Source organism: Xanthomonas sp. WHRI 8393 (assembly GCF_040203315.1).
Lineage (GTDB): Bacteria > Pseudomonadota > Gammaproteobacteria > Xanthomonadales > Xanthomonadaceae > Xanthomonas > Xanthomonas arboricola.
Genome location: NZ_JBEGGL010000006.1, coordinates 167,486 through 184,123, shown reverse-complemented (window position 1 = coordinate 184,123; position 16,638 = coordinate 167,486). Strand labels below are relative to the sequence as shown.

General features: G+C 60.2%; 12 protein-coding genes. 10 read left to right on the top strand and 2 right to left on the bottom strand.

The genetic code is table 11. The annotated features are described in order from the left end of the window. The first annotated feature begins 18 nt into the window (after positions 1-18). From ABQ137_RS18345 to ABQ137_RS18325, 5 genes are all read left to right on the top strand, one after another. The gene (locus tag ABQ137_RS18345) at positions 19-996 is read left to right on the top strand and encodes a TauD/TfdA family dioxygenase (RefSeq protein ID WP_184517606.1); all 978 of its coding nucleotides are present in this window, start codon (positions 19-21) and stop codon (positions 994-996) included. Continuing rightward, entirely contained in the window at positions 993-1,877 is an 885-nt protein-coding gene (locus ABQ137_RS18340; RefSeq protein ID WP_184517590.1) for a thioesterase II family protein, read from the top strand. Before ABQ137_RS18345 ends, ABQ137_RS18340 begins: the two co-directional genes overlap by 4 nt. Then, positions 1,870-3,480: an MBL fold metallo-hydrolase gene (locus ABQ137_RS18335; protein ID WP_184517587.1), complete on the top strand. Its 1,611-nt coding sequence runs from the start codon at positions 1,870-1,872 to the stop codon at positions 3,478-3,480. The genes ABQ137_RS18340 and ABQ137_RS18335 overlap by 8 nt, the downstream gene beginning before the upstream one ends. Positions 3,481-4,216: 736 nt before the next feature. Next, positions 4,217-5,044, top strand: coding sequence for an SAVED domain-containing protein (locus ABQ137_RS18330; RefSeq protein ID WP_349783322.1), 828 nt, complete (start codon positions 4,217-4,219; stop codon positions 5,042-5,044). A 10-nt stretch (positions 5,045-5,054) separates the two neighbouring features. Next, entirely contained in the window at positions 5,055-5,342 is a 288-nt protein-coding gene (locus ABQ137_RS18325) for a hypothetical protein (RefSeq protein WP_349783321.1), read from the top strand. 167 nt (positions 5,343-5,509) lie between these two features. Here the strand turns inward: ABQ137_RS18325 and ABQ137_RS18320 are convergent, their stop codons facing one another. After that, positions 5,510-7,279 (bottom strand): DNA recombination protein RmuC, encoded by a 1,770-nt coding sequence (locus ABQ137_RS18320; protein ID WP_349783320.1) that lies wholly within the window; start codon positions 7,277-7,279, stop codon positions 5,510-5,512. A 395-nt stretch (positions 7,280-7,674) separates the two neighbouring features. On the opposite strand from ABQ137_RS18320, the gene ABQ137_RS18315 reads away from it, so the two are divergent. The 5 genes from ABQ137_RS18315 to ABQ137_RS18295 all read left to right on the top strand — a co-directional run bounded on the left by ABQ137_RS18315 (position 7,675) and on the right by ABQ137_RS18295 (position 15,531). Next, positions 7,675-9,165, top strand: coding sequence for a DUF3375 domain-containing protein (locus ABQ137_RS18315; RefSeq protein ID WP_241235853.1), 1,491 nt, complete (start codon positions 7,675-7,677; stop codon positions 9,163-9,165). Position 9,166: 1 nt separating this feature from the next. Continuing rightward, on the top strand, positions 9,167-9,871 hold the full coding sequence (locus ABQ137_RS18310) for a DUF4194 domain-containing protein (protein WP_349783319.1): 705 nt from the start codon (positions 9,167-9,169) through the stop codon (positions 9,869-9,871). Next, entirely contained in the window at positions 9,868-13,179 is a 3,312-nt protein-coding gene (locus ABQ137_RS18305) for an ATP-binding protein (protein ID WP_349783318.1), read from the top strand. The genes ABQ137_RS18310 and ABQ137_RS18305 overlap by 4 nt, the downstream gene beginning before the upstream one ends. Then, positions 13,163-14,314 (top strand): Wadjet anti-phage system protein JetD domain-containing protein, encoded by a 1,152-nt coding sequence (locus tag ABQ137_RS18300; protein ID WP_104600501.1) that lies wholly within the window; start codon positions 13,163-13,165, stop codon positions 14,312-14,314. Before ABQ137_RS18305 ends, ABQ137_RS18300 begins: the two co-directional genes overlap by 17 nt. A 254-nt stretch (positions 14,315-14,568) precedes the next feature. Next, positions 14,569-15,531, top strand: a complete 963-nt coding sequence (locus tag ABQ137_RS18295) for an RDD family protein (RefSeq protein WP_349783317.1) — start codon at positions 14,569-14,571, stop codon at positions 15,529-15,531. A gap of 284 nt (positions 15,532-15,815) precedes the next feature. On the opposite strand, the gene ABQ137_RS18290 is transcribed toward ABQ137_RS18295, so the two are convergent. Further along, a complete protein-coding gene (locus ABQ137_RS18290) occupies positions 15,816-16,619 on the bottom strand; it encodes an SDR family NAD(P)-dependent oxidoreductase (RefSeq protein ID WP_245105613.1) in 804 nt (267 codons plus the stop codon). Between the last annotated feature and the right edge of the window lie 19 nt (positions 16,620-16,638).

The following is a 16,638-nucleotide window of genomic DNA, read 5'->3' as shown; positions in this document are numbered from 1 at the left end:
CCGCTAGGGGAAAGAGACATGCAAGACCTGAGTCAGGTGGGATGCGAGGATCTGAAGTCAATCCAGGGCACCCGGTTGTTGCTGGAAGTCGATACCGGCACGGTGCGGGTGACCGACTGGGCCGAGCACAATCACAGCCAGATCGAACGCCTGCTCCAGGCGAATGGCGCGCTGCTGATCCGCGGGCTCCGTTTTCTGGGTAGCCAGCAGTTCGGTACTGTGTTGACGACGCTGTTCGGCGAAGAGTTGATCCAATACTCATACCGGTCCACCCCGCGCACCGAGCTACGCGGCAGTGTCTATACGGCGACCGAATATCATCCTGATCAAGTGATTCCCCAGCATAACGAGAACTCGTACTCGAACCGCTGGGCGATGCGGATCGGTTTTCTCTGCACGATGCCGGCCAGCCACGGCGGCGCAACGCCAATCTGCGATAGCCGCAAGGTGCTGGCTGATATTCCCGATGACGTGCGCGTGCGTTTCGAGCGCGATGGGGTGATGTATGTACGCAACTACTCGGACATCGACATCCCGTGGGGCGAGGTGTTCCAGACCAGTAGCCGCACCGAGGTCGAGACCTTCTGTGCAGCCAACGGTCTGCAATGGGAATGGCTCGATGAAGAACGGTTGCGTACACGGCAGATCAATCAGGCCACTGCGACACATCCGCACAGTGGAGAACAGGTCTGGTTCAATCAGGCGCATCTGTTCCACGTCACCAACTTGGAACCGGAACTGCGCGCTAGCCTGCTGAGCGTCATGGACGAGAGCGAGCTTCCACGCAATACCTACTACGGCGACGGCGAGCCGATCGACCCGGCGACCCTGGACCAAGTGCGAGGGGTCTACCAGCGGCACGAGATCGCGTTCGAATGGCAACGCAACGATCTGCTCCTGCTCGACAATATGCTTTATTCGCATGGTCGCGGCACCTTCGCCGGCAACCGGCAGGTTCTGGTCGGCATGGCCCGTCCGCACGAGGCGGCCGCATGAACGCGGCAGCCAATCGCGCTCCCGGATCCTGGCTGGTGCGGTGCTCAGCACCCAGCGCAGGGGAACGGCTGTTTTGCTTCCCGTATGCCGGCGGCAACCCTTATCTGTTCCGCGAATGGCCAGCCCTTCTGGACCATGCTTACGAGCTCTTCGCCTTGCAGGCGCCAGGCAAGGGGGCGCGAATCCTCGAGCCTCCATGCCAGACGATCGCGGCGCTGATAGACGGGCTGATGCCGGTAATCGAACCGATGCTGGCGCAGCGTAGCTTTAGCTTCTACGGCCACAGCAACGGCGCGGTGATCGCATTCGAACTGGCGTGCCGTTTGCAGCAACGTGGCCTGCCCATGCCACGGCACCTGATCCTGACCGGCAGTCCCGCGCCATGGACGCGCATCCAAGAACGTGACTATCTTCGGATACCCGACGAAGCGTTCGTGCAGGTGCTGCGCGAGCTGCAGGGCACGTCTGAAGAGGTGTTGGCCGACCGTGAGCTATTGAAGGTGGTAATGCCTGGCTTGCGCGCAGACTTTGCTCAAGGCCAGAGCTACCGGTTCGAGCACCCGGTCCCGTTGGATGTCGCAACGACGCTGGTGCACGGCAAAGAGGATAGTTTCGAGATCGAGCGCACGCGCGCCTGGCAACAGAAGCTGTTGCGACCGGCAACTCTGCATCGCATGCCCGGCGGTCATTTCTTCATTCACAGGCACATGCACGAACTGATCGCGCTCGTCGGACGCACGCTGCGCGGTGAGCAGATCGCAGGCGCTGAACGACTCTCGCCCGATCCAGCATCGCACAACCCGCACCGCACGCAGGAGCACCGGCAGGAAAACAAGCTCGAACATCAGTCAGAACACCAGGAAGGCAATGCCCATGTCTGATTCATCCGACTCGCTGTACCTGCGCGAGGACGTTTATTTCGAACCGCTGATCAACGGCTGGTATGCCTGGCCCTACCTGCTGCCGCCAGTGACTGGCGCGCGGCACATGGTCCACACCCATCGCAGAATCATGAACTCGTTCGTCAAGAACCATAAGCTGCACATGATGGCAGTCAAGCAGCCGGGGATGGCCGGCTCCGAGTACCTGGACTGCAGCGAGGATCAGCTCCCCGCTATCCGCGCAATGGTGGATACAATCGACAATGATCATGCCGACTTAGTCGAACTGTCTGACGCCGTGCGTCAGCTGGACGAGATGTTGCGCGAACACACCAGCGGCGAGTCGGTCGAGCCGCTCTACGAGCGTGTACCCGAATCGCTGAAGGGCTACGTTGAACTGACCATGGATCTGGAACACCGCCCCTCCTATCGGTTGATCGAGGGCCTGTTGTACCGTAGCCGGTATTACAAACCGCAACTCCAGAATCTGTTGTTCGGTCGTCTCGACGCCAAGGGCGATCGCCCGTTCGTAATGAGCACGCCGAGGTTGCCGGCCGGCGACAATCTGCAGCTCGCAGCCGACTACAACGATCCACTGATCGATAAGCTGTTCCGCGCACGTACCGAAGCGTTAGGCCCGGCGGAGGTCGATGCACTGTTCGCCGATCGTCCAACGCGCGGCGGGCTCGATTATCGCGAGCTGTTTACCGCGCAAGCCCCACAGCGGAAACATCAGGCAGTTGCAGAGGGCGTACGTGTGCAGTATCTCGGCCACGCCGGCTTTCTGATCGAAACCGCCGAGGTGTCGATCTTGATCGACCCGGTGATCGCCTCACGTGGCGAATCCTTCGCCGACGACGTCATCAGCTTTAGTGAGTTGCCGCCGCACATCGACTATATCTGCATCACCCACCATCATCAGGACCACGCCAACTTGGAGACGCTGCTGCAGCTGCGCCACAAGACCGGCAAGGTGCTGGTCCCGCGAAATAATGGCGGCACCTTGGCCGATCCCTCGCTACGCCTGCTGCTGCGTCAATTTGGCTTCGACGCAGTCGAGATGGATGACATGGAGGAACTATCGGTTCGGGGCGGACGCATCGTCAGCATCCCGTTCCTGGGCGAGCACGGTGACCTCAACGTGCGCACCAAAGCCGCGTGGTTCGTCGAGCTTGGCGGAAAGCGAATACTGTTGGCGGCCGATTCGTCCAACCTGGAGCCGCGCATGTACCGACACATCGCCGATCAACTTGGCGCGCTGGATATCATGGCGATTGGCATGGAATGTGTCGGCGCCCCGTACACTTGGCTGTACGGCGCCTTGCACACCAAACTGGTCAGCCGCAAGATCAAGGAGTCGCGTCGCCTCAACGGTTCTGGCTACGAACAAGCCGCACGTATCGCCGACATGCTTCAGCCGTCACGGATTTTTCTCTACGCGCTGGGGCTGGAGCCCTGGTACAAGTACTTCATGGGGATCGAGTACGACGAGCATTCCGCGCAGATGGTCGAAACAGGACGCATGCTCGAAGCTTGCGAGGGGAGGGGAATTCCGGCCGAACGCTTGTACGGCAAGAAGACCGTCCATCTCGGTCCCGGTTGATCGAGGTCCGCGCGGCGGGCTTCTGCCGCCGGTGCTCTCAGATCATGACTTCCTTATCGGATTTGAGCGACCGCACTTGGCCTATGAAGCAAGAAGGAGCTTTTTTCAGGTTGATCGAGCCACCAGGCCCTGTGAAGCGGCGCAGGCGTGCTGTGACCGTAGTTCAAACAAGACTGGCTTTGTCGGGCAAGACTATCGCCAACAGATGAACCCGTCGTCACCGCCAGCTAGCCTAAGCCAGGTGCGGACTGCGCTTGCCAGTGGATATGGGGGTCAGAAGGGACTTAGATTTGCTGGATCCGCGGACATTGCTGCGTGGTTACGGCAGCAACCAAAGCCCAGACACGAAATAGCATGATGACATAATATACATTATGCGAAATGGCGTGTTGGCGCTCCTGTGCGCCCTAGCGGCCTATCACTGCTGGTGTCAGTTTTTTAAATTCGTGTCCTTTTTGCTCGGATCGTGCCCCTCACTGATTTGTACGGACTTTTTCTCTCCCGCGGGACACGATCCTAAGTAAAGCTGGGTGCTCTCCGCGCAGTCAGCACGACACCATGCCTTGCTTGGCATCAGGGAGCCGCTTTGCCGCGACTTCGCTTAGACCGCACAGGTTCTGGATGCTTGGGCTGACTCCGTCCAACATGTTGCTGCCAGGCTGCTTCGAGTGCTGCCGGCAGATCGTTCAATTTGGCCAGTTGTGCCTCATGTGCATCGGCGCGTGCCTGTTGGATCGTGAGGTCTTGGCGGAGCTCGGAAACATTGCCTTGTGCGCGATCTAGCGCTTCCTCAAGTTGGCGCCCAGTCAGCGCTGCTTCTCGCCAGCTCGAAGACCGCTGCAGCGAAGTCCTCAACCTCGTCCCTGCGTTCCACGATCGGTTCATCCAGGACGACGCCGACTGGTCAGCATCTCTATATCCCCGGCTGCAAACCTTCCTTACAGAGGCCGCGCGCAGTCATGAGCACCTGCGCCTCGCGCTCGACGCCCACACCACCCTCGCCTTCGCGGCTGGCGCCGTGCTAGATGTCAAGTCCGGGCGGGACATTGAACTCGAGCAGCGGACATCATCGCGCGAGGTGTGGCGGCTGGACACGCAGACACCGGATGCGGAATGGCCGCGGTTCAACCCTGTGCTGGTCGAGCTTGGTCAGCAAGCGCCGGACATCGCCGTTGCTGTGGGGCTGACCCACGACATCCGCGCGGACGTCCGGACCTACGTTGACTCTAATCTTCCTTCGGCCGGGCGCATTCTCAACTGCATGCTGCCTTCTGGCGCGGGTCCTGCCTCGGTGCGCAACGGGGCGCATGCCGCCCTGCTTGCCCACCAGCTCGCGCAGGCAGTCAGTGAGACCCGCGTGCCGGGAGTTGCGCGCACTGTCCACTTGTTCATGGCCGCGCCCAACGGCTTTTCCTTTCTCGCAGGCCAGCGGCGGGCTTTGATGGGTCGTGTGACGCTATACGACTTTGATTTCGGCCAAGCGCAGAGCGGCTCGTACATGCCGTCCCTGACCTTGCCGCTCGCCGCCGCGCCCAGCGCGGCTATCGCTCTCACACCACGCTGAAGGAATCCAGATGTCTCACTTCAAGATTGCCTACCTGCGCGAGCAAGGCCAGGACATGATCATTGTCCCGCTCGACGCCGCCTTCGGTCGCCGCAGCCAGCGTGAGCGGGCCGGTTTCATCGATGCCTTGCAGGCGTGCGCGGCCGAAGCAGACCTTGCTGGCACGGTCGTCCCCATCTGGACCAACGGCCGGGAAGTGTCGTTCATCGCGCCGCCGGCTTGGCACCCGTTTTTCAAGAGCCCAGGCATCTGGTCTTTGGTCGCCGGCAACCTCAACCGCGAGCTCATCATCGGTTAGGTGGCGCTATTTGCACGGCGCGCCCGTCCACCCCGCGCGTCATGCAGCGCAGCGGGTGCAGGATTCGATAGCCCGTATGCCTTGGGTGATTTGCCGGTTACCCGCTTAACGGCATCACTGACGGCATCCTCGGACGTGTACTTTTGATTGTTCGATATCCACGGGTGCTAGGGAGCTGTGGCCAATAACGCGTTAGTGTCGCCCTCGAGTGAAAGTGGCGACTCATCCTCACCAGGGAGCGGTTTCAGCGATTCGTGCAGCGCCTTCTTCCCCTTAGCTCCCGCTCCGACCAACCGGCGGGCGCGAGCAACCACGGACTGGGGGGAATCATTAAGTCGATTCTTCGCTTTGTTGTAAGCATCTCCTGCCTTCTTCAGGCGTTCATCTATAGACTCAAAGTCTTCGATAAACCCGGTAAGCGAGTCCAGCAGCTTTGCCGCCTCTTCGCCGATGGTGCTGATCTGCTGCTGTAGCTTGTCGCGTGTCCACAGCCGCTCAACGACACGGAGCATCGCCATCAGGGTGTTCGGGGATGCAAACACCACGCGCTTGTTGAAGGCTTCGGTCTGCAAGTCTGGACTGATCGACAACGCTGACGACAACGCACCCTCGATGGGTACAAAAAGGACTGTCAGGTCCAGAGTCTCGGGGCCCATGGCGCGGGGGTAGTTCTTGTCCGCGAGATCACGCACATGGGCTCGGAGTGCGGCCGTATGGCGTACCAAGGCTTCCTGCTGATCCTCAAAGGAATCGGCATTTTGCACATCGCTCCAGGCAATGAGGTTGACTTTGGAATCGACCACAATCTTCCGCTTGTCTGGCAAGGTCACCACCACGTCCGGTCGCACGCGCTGGCCACTGTCCTCATCCACACCGTGTCCCTGCGAGATGTAGTTGCTCCCCTCTACTAGCCCCGACGCTTTAAGCACCGTATCGAGGATGAGTTCACCCCAGTCACCCCGGGTTTTCGAGTTGCCTTTGAGTGCACGGGTTAGGGCCTCGGTCGCGGTCGCCATGTTCTGGTTCAGGCCTTTCAACTCGCCGATGGTTCCGACGAGGGTGGCATGCTCCCTGGCCTGTTCCGACCCGAGTTGTTCCACCTTTGCCTGGAAAGTGGCGACCTTCTCTGCAAATGGCTTGAGGGTCGTTTCGAGCCCCTCCTTCGATGCGTCCGCACTTGCTTTGATCCGCTGGTCGAGAACGACAGACTTCTCATCAAAGACGCGGCTCGCCGCTTCGGTAAAAGCGGTGCGCATCTGGGTTTCGGCCGTGGCGAGAAACGCTTTGGTTTGCTCAACCGCTTCGAGCGCCGCATCTCGAACGGCCACAGCGGTTGCGTGCTCGGCTCTCAGATCTCGTAGGGCGACGTTGGCGTCGTCGAGGCTTTGACGAAGGTCGCTCCGTTCACGGCGAAGCTCGTTGGTTTCTGTGGTTTGGCTGGTGAGATTAGCGTCGATAACCGCTGCCGACCGTTGCAACTCCTCCAGGGCCTGGCGCGACTGCTCAAGGCTCTCCCGCGCACCGTTACGCTCAAGGCGAAGTTGGTCGGCTTCGGCCAATTTTGCAGCGAGATTGGCCGTCGTCGTTGCCGTGGTCCGCTGCAAGGCTTCGAGGGTCTCGCGCACCTCGGTCAGTATCCGGTCGCGCTCGACAACTGTGCCGGTCAGCTTCTCCACGGATAACCTGGCTTCTTCAAGCTGTGCGCCGAGCGCGGCTTCCCTCGCCGTCGCCGCCCTGATCGATTCCGTCAGTTCGCCGACCTGCTTCTCAGCCCGCCCGCTTCGCTCGATAGCGTCGGGCAAGCGCGCAGCTTCCCCGGACAGCGCGTCAATCCTTGCCTGCAGATCCCGTGCCTTCGCCCAGGCCTGCCACATGATCAGGCCGACGACGACGGCTGCGATCACGACCGTCCATCCCCAAATCGGCATGCTCTCCATGGTTCCTTCCTCGGTATTGGCCCTGTGCCCGTCGCATGATACGTCGGGGACAACGCCGCGATCACGGTAGGCCAAACTCAGTCCGATCCCAGATTGGACAATTTTCGGCCGATGCAGCGGACCCAACCCACGATAACACAGGCTAATCAGCCTCCCTCCGACTGCAGGTGTATCAAGAAGGCATCGCACCTCAGTGCCACAGCAAGCTTGAACTGGACCGGCAGCCCATGGCGTTCTGTCTCACCGTTGCCCCTTTTCCATCCGAGGATCAGCACAATGTATCCAAAGGAGTGAGTCGCGGCAGCCGATCTTCGCTTTGACGACTTTTCTTGCGGTCAGAAACATGGGACAACTACCACACGGAAGGCAGGGACGACCTGAGTAAGGAGGGGAGGATGCATCGCAGCAGCGTCGATCGGACGCAAAGCTATATTTTGGCGCGGCACCAGCACCCCGCTTGGCAGTTGCTGGCTGGGCGTCGGGCGCCGTTGGTGCTGGGGTGCCTCCAAGCACTTTTCGAAGCCGGCCAAGACGGGGTGGACGACGACGACGCCCAGCAAGCGTTGGCCACTCTTTTGCGGGAACATGCCGGACGATCCGAATTTGAGATCGAAGGCGATGTCGAGGCACTGGCCCGCAAGGAGCTGAGGACTTGGATTCGCTGCGCACTGATCGTGGAACGCGAAGGCCGCGTCTATGCGACTGATGCACTGGAATTGGCGCTGCGCTTCGTCGATGGACTGGAAAATCGCGTCATGACCTCGACGGCTTCACGCTTGGCGATCGTGCAGCGCGAAATTGAACGGCTCGAAGCGCGGCTAAATCCCGATCCAAAGAGCCGCGTTGAGCACTTGCGTGCCCAGATTGCGGGTCTTCAGAGGGAATTAGAGGAAGCGGAAGATGGACGTGTTGAGACGGCAGACGCGCACGAAGCGGCCGAAGGTGCGCGAGAACTGTATGCGCTTGCCACCAGCCTTCGGGCAGATTTTCGACGTGTGGAAGATTCCTGGCGCAACGCCGATCTTCGCTTACGCCATGCGATCGTGTCGGAACGCCAGCATCGTGGCGCCATTGTCGACGCGCTATTGAACGGGCACGACGAGCTGCTGGAAACCCCCGAGGGGCGCGTTTTTCAAGCATTCCATCAGCAGCTTCAGCAAGAAGTTGAGTTGGAAGCCATGAAGCACCGGCTCCAGGCCATCTTGCGGCACCCTCAAGCTTTGTCAGCGCTAAGCGCCTTGCAGCAGGCTGACATGCGCTGGCTGGTCACCCGCTTGGTCAAGGAAGCGGGCGCTGTGATTCGCGCCCGATCGCGCAGCGAGCGCGATGTGCGCAGCTTTTTACGCACGAATTTGGCAGCAGAACACCACCGCGTGGGGCAACTGCTCAGCGAAGCCTTGGCGCAAGCGCAGCGGATCGATTGGCAAGCTGCAGTCCGACGTGGCCCTTCTCCGTTCCCTCCGGTGGCTGCCCCTTGTGGCGGTTTGCCCTTGGTGGATCGCTTGCGCTTTAAATCTGCCGATCACGAGGCCCTGCGGGAACTGGATTTGAAGCGGCAGTCAGGCAACATCGAAGCCATCGCCGATGACTTTTGGTCATCGTTAGACGGATTGGACCGTGACGCCTTGGTCCGCGATACGGTCGCCATCCTTCAGACCAGCGATCGCCACCTCAGTTTGGCTGCGTTGGCCGAGCGCATCCCGTTGACTCATGACTTGGAATCGTTGGCCTTGTGGGTCGGCATGGCGCGTGAAGTCGGCGCTCCAGTCGGAGACGACTTTGAGCACCTCAATCTCACCACACGCGACGAGAAGAATTTAAGGTTCACAGTGCCGAAAATTGAGCTGGATCCTGCTGCATTCGCGGCATTCGACTGGGAACCCTGACGTGAATGAAGAGAACGAACCGCTAGACGTGACGGTCTCTGACATCGACACGGCCGAATCCGCGCAACTCCCAGAAACGACTGACGTCGCCTTGGACACTGCATCTTCTTCGGTGCGCGCTACTTTGCTTGAACTGATGAAGTATGGACTGCTGGAAGCGGTCAGCAAGCCCAACCTTTATCGGACCGCACTTCTACAGCGCGCGGAAGTGTCCGACATCCTGCGCTGGATGGATTTGCGCCTGCGCGTGGACGAGATTCGCGGCTTGGCGTTCCTGCTTGTGGTCGCGCCCGAGGAGGGAGAGGAAGAATGGGCCCATCCCTTGGTCCGCAGGCAACGCCTGACCCTTGAGCAATCGTTGCTTGTAGCAATTTTGCGCCAACAGTTCGTGGCGCATGAAATCGAAGCGGGCATTGGTGCCGCAGGCGCGCGCATGGCGCTCGAAGACCTGGTTCCCCACCTCCAAGCATATCTGGGCGACTTGGGCAGCGACGCACAAGAGCGCAAACGCCTCTTGACCTTGCTCGAACAGCTAAAGGGCCATGGCCTCGTGTCGGATGTGGACCAGCATGAGCGCGTGACCATCCGACCAATCATTGTGCACTTGGCCAATCCCGAGAACCTGACGCAGTTGATTCACGCCCTACGCGCAGTCGCCGACGGACAGGCTGAATCCGTCTGCTCTGTAACTGAGATAGATCCATGAGCACGCTAGCCGCGCCGTCCCTCGGAAGCTTGGTGCTTACGCACCTAGACATCTACGACTGGGGCGCCTTCGGCGGCCGTCACAGCGTACCCATAGACGTAGCCGGCACCGCCATCATCGGCCCCACGGGCAGTGGCAAGACAACCTTGGTCGATGCGCTGATTACCCTCCTGGTCGCCGTTCCGCGCTACAACCTAGCCTCAACCGGCGGGCATGACAGCGATCGAGACTTAGTGTCTTATGTGCGTGGTGTCTCGGGCGCCGGCATCGGCGGTGACACCACCGATCACATTAGCCGCCCCGGCTCCGTGGTGACGGCCGTTTCCGCGCGTTTTAGCGATGGGGATGCAGTGGTACGCATCGGAGGGGTATTTTGGTTTGACGGCAGTAGCTCGGCGACGACCGACCTCAAGCGCCGTTGGATCTTCTGTCTGGGTGATTCCACCTCGCTTGATGACTGGCTCGAAGCGCACCGAGAAAATGGCGCGCGCGCCCTGAAAGAACTGGAGCGCGTCCACGCTGGTTTCAAACTCTACGAGAGCAAACAAACATTTTTGGCACGATTGCGTAACCATTTCGAAGTCACCGAAAACGCCTTCGCCCTGCTCAACCGTGCCGCGGGCTTGAAGCAGATCGACAGCATCGACAAGGTGTTCCGGGAACTTGTACTCGATGATCGTTCCGCGTTTGAGACCGCTAAGTCGGTGGTCGATGAATTCGCGACCCTCGCCGGCATACGACAGGAGCTGGAGACGGCTCGACGCCAACGCGAAAGCCTCGTGCCCATCGACAAGAGTTGGGGTCAGCACGTCGACATTTCAGTCAAGCTCGACGAGCGAAAGCGCCTGATCAGCTTGCTCCCCATCTGGTTTGCCGAACGCGTGATGGGGCTATGGCATGTCCAGCGTGAGCGCGCGGAGGCAGAGCTGCTTAAACGCCAGAGTGAAAGTGACGAACTTAAAGGGCAGCTCTCGGCAGCAGAGGCAGCAGAAGAGGCGTGTCACGCCACCTACCTGCTGGAAGGTGGACAGGATATTGAGAACTTATCCAAGCACATCGACCTTCAGCGCACTACTCGCGATCAACGGCGACGCGATGCGAACGCTTACCAAATAATGGCACGTGCTCTGGGCTTACCGTCTGCTCTGACCGCCGCTGACGTCGCAGCAAATCGCGCCAGCGTTGGCCCGCGACGCGCGGAAGAACAACAGCGCCACCAAGAACAAAAGCGCGCGGCCTGGGATATGGGAGCCCAACACGCGAGCCAGTTGGCCGATCGCGAGCGCGTCGGCCAAGAGCTTGCAGCCGCTAAACGCCGTCCCAAGTCCAATATCCCCGATGCGCAATCTACCTTTCGCGATAGGCTGGCTCAGCATCTGCGATTGGACGCAGAGGCGTTGCCGTTTGTCGCCGAATTGATCGAAGTCCAATCACCCCAACACGCTTGGCGAGGTGCCATTGAACGGGCTATCGGTAGCGAACGCTTGCGCATTCTCATCGCACCTGAGAATTTGGACGAGGCGCTGAAGTGGGTCAATGGACGCGATACCGGATTGCATGTGCGCCTTCGCAAGGCCAGCATCCCTGACGGGCAGGCTCGGTTCTTCGATGACGGCTTCACCCGCAAGCTGAACTTCAAGCCGCACGCGCACCGTGAAGCACTCAAACATCTCTTGGGCGATATCGACCGACACTGCGTGCCTGATGTTGATACGCTCAATCGCACCCCTCATGCAATGACCGCCGAGGGACTGATGTCGGGTCGCGCCGGCTTTTTTGATAAACATGACCAAAGGCCGTTGCATGCCGATTGGATGACGGGATTCGACAACCGCGATCTCGTCGCTCAGTTGACGCGTGATTTAGCAGCGGCCATTGATCGTCATCAAGCAAGCCAAGAAGCACTCAAGCTCGCCGAAGCTTTGGCAGAGGCCACCGAGCGTGTCTTGGGGCTCCTTAAGAGCCTGGAAGAGACGTCGTTCGAGACCATCAATGTAGTCAGCGCAGAAAACGCACTGGTTCAGTTAGAAACCCAGCTTGCTACGCTGACCAACCCAGAATCCGACGCTCAAGTGGCTGAGAAGCGCTGGCGCGCTGCCCAAGAGGCCACGCGCGACGTGCGCCAGGCACAGACGAACTTGGAAGTGGCAATCTCGAAAGTCCAAGACACCATCGATCGGGCACACAGAGCACTCCAGAAAAATCGGTTGCGCATTGGTGAGGGTTTGATGGACGACGAGCGGAGCTGGGTCGATCAAAACATTGACCTGCCCTCTTTCACTGATCCCGCGCTCTTGGCCGATGTCGAACGCACAGCACGCGAACGCATTGAAAGCGAACGGGACTCTTTTGCCAATCGCCTTAGAGGCATTGAACAACAATTGATTCGGGACATGGGCAAGGCAAAGTTGGTCGACACTGGTGCGCTCACCGAAGCGGCGACTGAATTACACGATGTGCCAACCTATCGCGAGCGCCTTCGGATCCTTGATGAGGAAGCCCTTCCTGAAAAGATCCATCGTTTCCAGCAATATCTCAACCAGTCCTCAGATCAAGGTGTGACACAACTGTTGAGCGACATCGCCAACGAGGTCTCTGGCATTGAAGAGCGCATCGCCGACTTGAATGCCACGCTCAAACGCGTCGATTTCCAGCCCGGGCGCTACCTACATCTTGAGCCTCAACGGGTCGAACACGAGAGCTTGCGCGCCCTGCGCCTGGCTCAGACGCACTTGCGCTCGGCGCAACTGAAAGACGATGGCGGTGAGAGTCACTATCAAGCTCTCACGCACGTAGTCAAACTGCTTCAGGAAGCCGCAGACCGACGCAAACTGCAAGGGTCTCTCGCCCTATTGGATCCACGGTATCGACTCCAATTCGCCGTGTGGGTCATCGCGCGTGATGATGGCCGAATCATTGAAAAGCGCACTAGCTCTCAAGGAGGAAGCGGCGGTGAGAAAGAGATCATCGCCAGCTATGTGCTGACCGCATCGTTGAGTTATGCCTTGTGCCCACCGAACCGGCAGCATCCACTCTTTGGCACAGTGGTGCTTGACGAGGCTTTCTCAAAGAGTTCTCACGCCGTCGCTGGACGCATCATCCGGGCGCTCGCCGAATTTGGCCTACATCCGCTTTTCGTGACCCCAAACAAAGAGCTGCGCCTGTTACGCGATCACACCCGCTCAGCCATCGTGGTGCATCGACGCGGCACTCAGGCGACCGTGACGTCACTCACGTGGGAGGAGCTGGAACACCATGCCCGTGAACGCCGGAAACGCACGGAGATGACCGTTGAAATCGCCGAGTGAAGCAGCACGACTTCTCGCTCGGCACTGGCAGGACGCCGGCAAGCGGGAGCGGCAGCTGCTGCAACCCGATGCATGGCCAATGCTCGTCCCGATTGGGCGCCCCACCGCGACGGAATTCACCCACGAGACCTCGCGTGTGCGCGCGCATATGGAAGACTGGCGGGCGGTCACTGTAGGTGAAGTTGTCGCCGAACCTGTGCGCTTTCGCAGCGGAGCCGAACCGGTGATGGTGCCCACGCATTGGTCCTTGGCCTCAGCTGCAGAATGGGCAGACGCGTCGAATGACATCGCCATACAAGGCGAGCAAGCCGAACTAAGCCAATTGCTCGAAGCCATCCCACCTATATTCCATCGACTGTTGGTCCGCCAGCGAGGTCTTTGGCGCACTCGATCCCGCGAGGAGGTGGTGCAGGCCACGGCGCTGGCCCTTGGTCTAGAGCCGGGCATGGCCGCGGGACGCCCTATGCGCAGCATCGCGGTCGCAGGCATCGACAGCAAATTCATGGAGCGCCACGGCGCTTTGGTGACGGCGCTGTTGGATGTGCGTTTCGAGGGTCAGGCGTCCAAACAGGGAATTGTGCGATTCTTGGACGCCGCCGACGAAGGCGAGCATTGGTTGCTGGTGGCACCCTTATCACAAGGCTTGCTGCCGTTCGCACGTCAGCGTGTGCGTGCTCGCGAGTTGGTGGAGGTTCCCTTGCCCGCCGGCCGGATCTTGGTCGTGGAAAACGACCGTTGCTTGCATCTACTGCCACCCATGCCAGACACCATCGCCGTGTTGGGCGCCGGGCTCAACTTGGCTTGGCTTAGCGCGCCCTGGTTGCGAGAGAGGGACATTGGCTACTGGGGCGACTTGGACACATGGGGACTACAGATGTTGGCCCAGGCTCGCCGCCTTCAACCCAAGGTCGAAGCGATTCTCATGAATCACGCCGTGTTTGAGGCACACGGGTCCAACTCGGCCGTCTGTGAGGACACTCCCGCATTGCCGGAACCGCCAGACGGCCTTAACCAAGAAGAGCAAGCACTCTATTGTCATCTGCGAGGCCTATTCAAAGGACGACTGGAGCAAGAATTCTTACCTGCAGCGGAGGTGGCAAATGCACTCACAAAATGGGGGTATTCCAACGGTTGACCACTACATGGATCCATGTCGCGACTATCTGGTCCGACGCATCCCATGGCCGCCCTACCCCTGATAACGCTTCCTAATCGATAGCTAAATTTTCTCCAAGCTGTCCTCCTCAGCCACGCCCGTTGTCGGCCAGAAACGGAGATTTTATCTGCCACCCAATTTCCGGAGATCACCAGGTAAAGCTGCCGACTCGTGGTCTCCTTGACTGCAACATGGCATCATCTCGCCCGGGAGAACACCTTTCGGGGAACTACATGGAAGTTGATACTGCGCCTGGCGCGGCGGGTTTTTGGCGGCGGTCTGCTGCGTTCTTGGTCGATTGCCTGGTGCTTGGCATGGCCGGCGCGTTGGCTGGCTGGGCGTTGCTGGATGTGTTCGTGTGGATGGGCGGTTATGGGCGTTTGGTCGGATTCTTCGTTGCACTGACTTACTTCGGTGTCATGAACAGCGTGCTTTGCAAGGGGCAGACCCTGGGCAAGCGCCTGCTGGGCGTGCGCGTTGCTGGCAGGGACGATGCCCTGTTGGCACTTCCGCAGTCGCTGCTGCGTTACTCGATATTGGGTGTCCCGTTCTTCCTCAACGGCGCACAGTTCGATCGCGATGTGTTGCTCTCGCCGCTGCAGTATGTATTGACGCTGCTGATCTTCGGCGGGACGCTCTCGATCCTTTATCTGTATCTGTTCAATCGCCACGGCCGCCGGTCGTTGCACGACCTTGCAGTGGGAAGCACGGTGGTCACCGCGCAGACACCGCTCGCCGCGGTCAGGCCGATGCCGGTGTGGCGTGTGCACTTGGTGGTAGTCGCTGTGTTGATGATCGCAGCCGCAGCAGTTCCGGCGTTTACCGGGCAACTTGCGCAGAGCGACTATTTCAAGGACTTGCTGGCGGCACATGAAGCCGTCAGTGCCGAGCCGGGCGTGCAGTCCGCGCGCGTCGTGCACAACACCGTGTTTGGCACGCCGAATGTCGAATCTGTGGTTGTGCAGGTCAACCTGTCCGAACGGCGCATCGACGACAAAGCGTTGGCGGAGCACATTGCCAAGGTCATCCTCGCCAACGACAAGAAGGCGGCCGCCGTGTCGGCCATCCACGTCACGCTGGTCTATGGCTATGACCTGGGCATCGCATCGTCCTGGCGCTCGATGGGGTATCAGTTCGCGCCGAAAGCGTTGGCGGCGGCCGGTAACAGCGATGCAGCAGCGAGAAGCAGAAAGTAGCGTCTCCTACCCTGCCGAAGACAATGCCTGCGATACGGCGTGAGAGGGGTATCGAGCAGCTTTGAGCGGCCGCGCGCCGCCTGTGGTAGCCCAGCATGCAGGCTACGCGTCGCCGTAAACGTGGGCGCCCCACTCCGCTGAAACGAGCTGGTTTCCCGGGCAACGTGGCTGCAGTATTCCTACAGCCGATTACACATGCGCCCACTTACCGGCACCTGGTAACGCGCGCAGAGAAGGGACGCGGCAGCTTATGTAGCTCACCGCATCTCGGAACGACGCCCGCCTCAACCCGCGATGGTAAAGACCGATCCCGAATCCACCCGGATCCCGGCGCCGTTGATGAAGCTGGCGCGCTCGGAGCACAGGAAGGCAACCGCCGAGGCCACTTCTTCCGGGCGGCCACGTCGCTTGAGCACCATGCCGGGACGCTCTTCGTCCAGGAACGATTCAATCGCCTGCTCGAACGTGGTTCCGTTTTCGCTGGCGCGCTTTTGCATCATCTTGTCGGTCATCGGGGTTGCGATGAAGGCGGGCGACACCGTATTGACCAGCACGTTGTCCGGTCCGTAGGCCTTGGACAGGCCCTTGGCCAGGCTCATGATTCCTGCCTTCGATGCGCAGTAGGCCAGCTCGTCCACGTAAGGCTGCACGGCATCCTCGGAGGCGAACAGCACGATCCGGCCCCATTGATTGCGGCGCATCGCGGGGATGGCCTGGCGGCACATGCGCACTGCGCCCATCAAGTTGATGTCCAGCGTTTCGAGCCAGCCGGCGTCGCTGACCTCCAGGAAGTCGCCGGTTGCGCCGGTGACGCCCGCTGCGTTGATGTAGATGTCGGGGTCGCCCAGTTGTTCTCGCACCTGCGTCCAGATGGCGGCGACGTCCTGCTCGCGCGTGACGTCGCCCTCGATGGCGATGATCTGCCCCAGGCCCGATAGCTCGGCCACTGCCTGGTCGAGCGTGCCGTCCGGAAGATCGGTGATCGCTACGCGCACGCCAGCTTCGAGCAGCTGCCGCGCAGTCTCCTTGCCCATTCCCGAGTCGCCGCCACTGATGAGGGCGATCCGATTGTTGATTCCGAGATCCATGCTGAACTCCTGGTGGTAG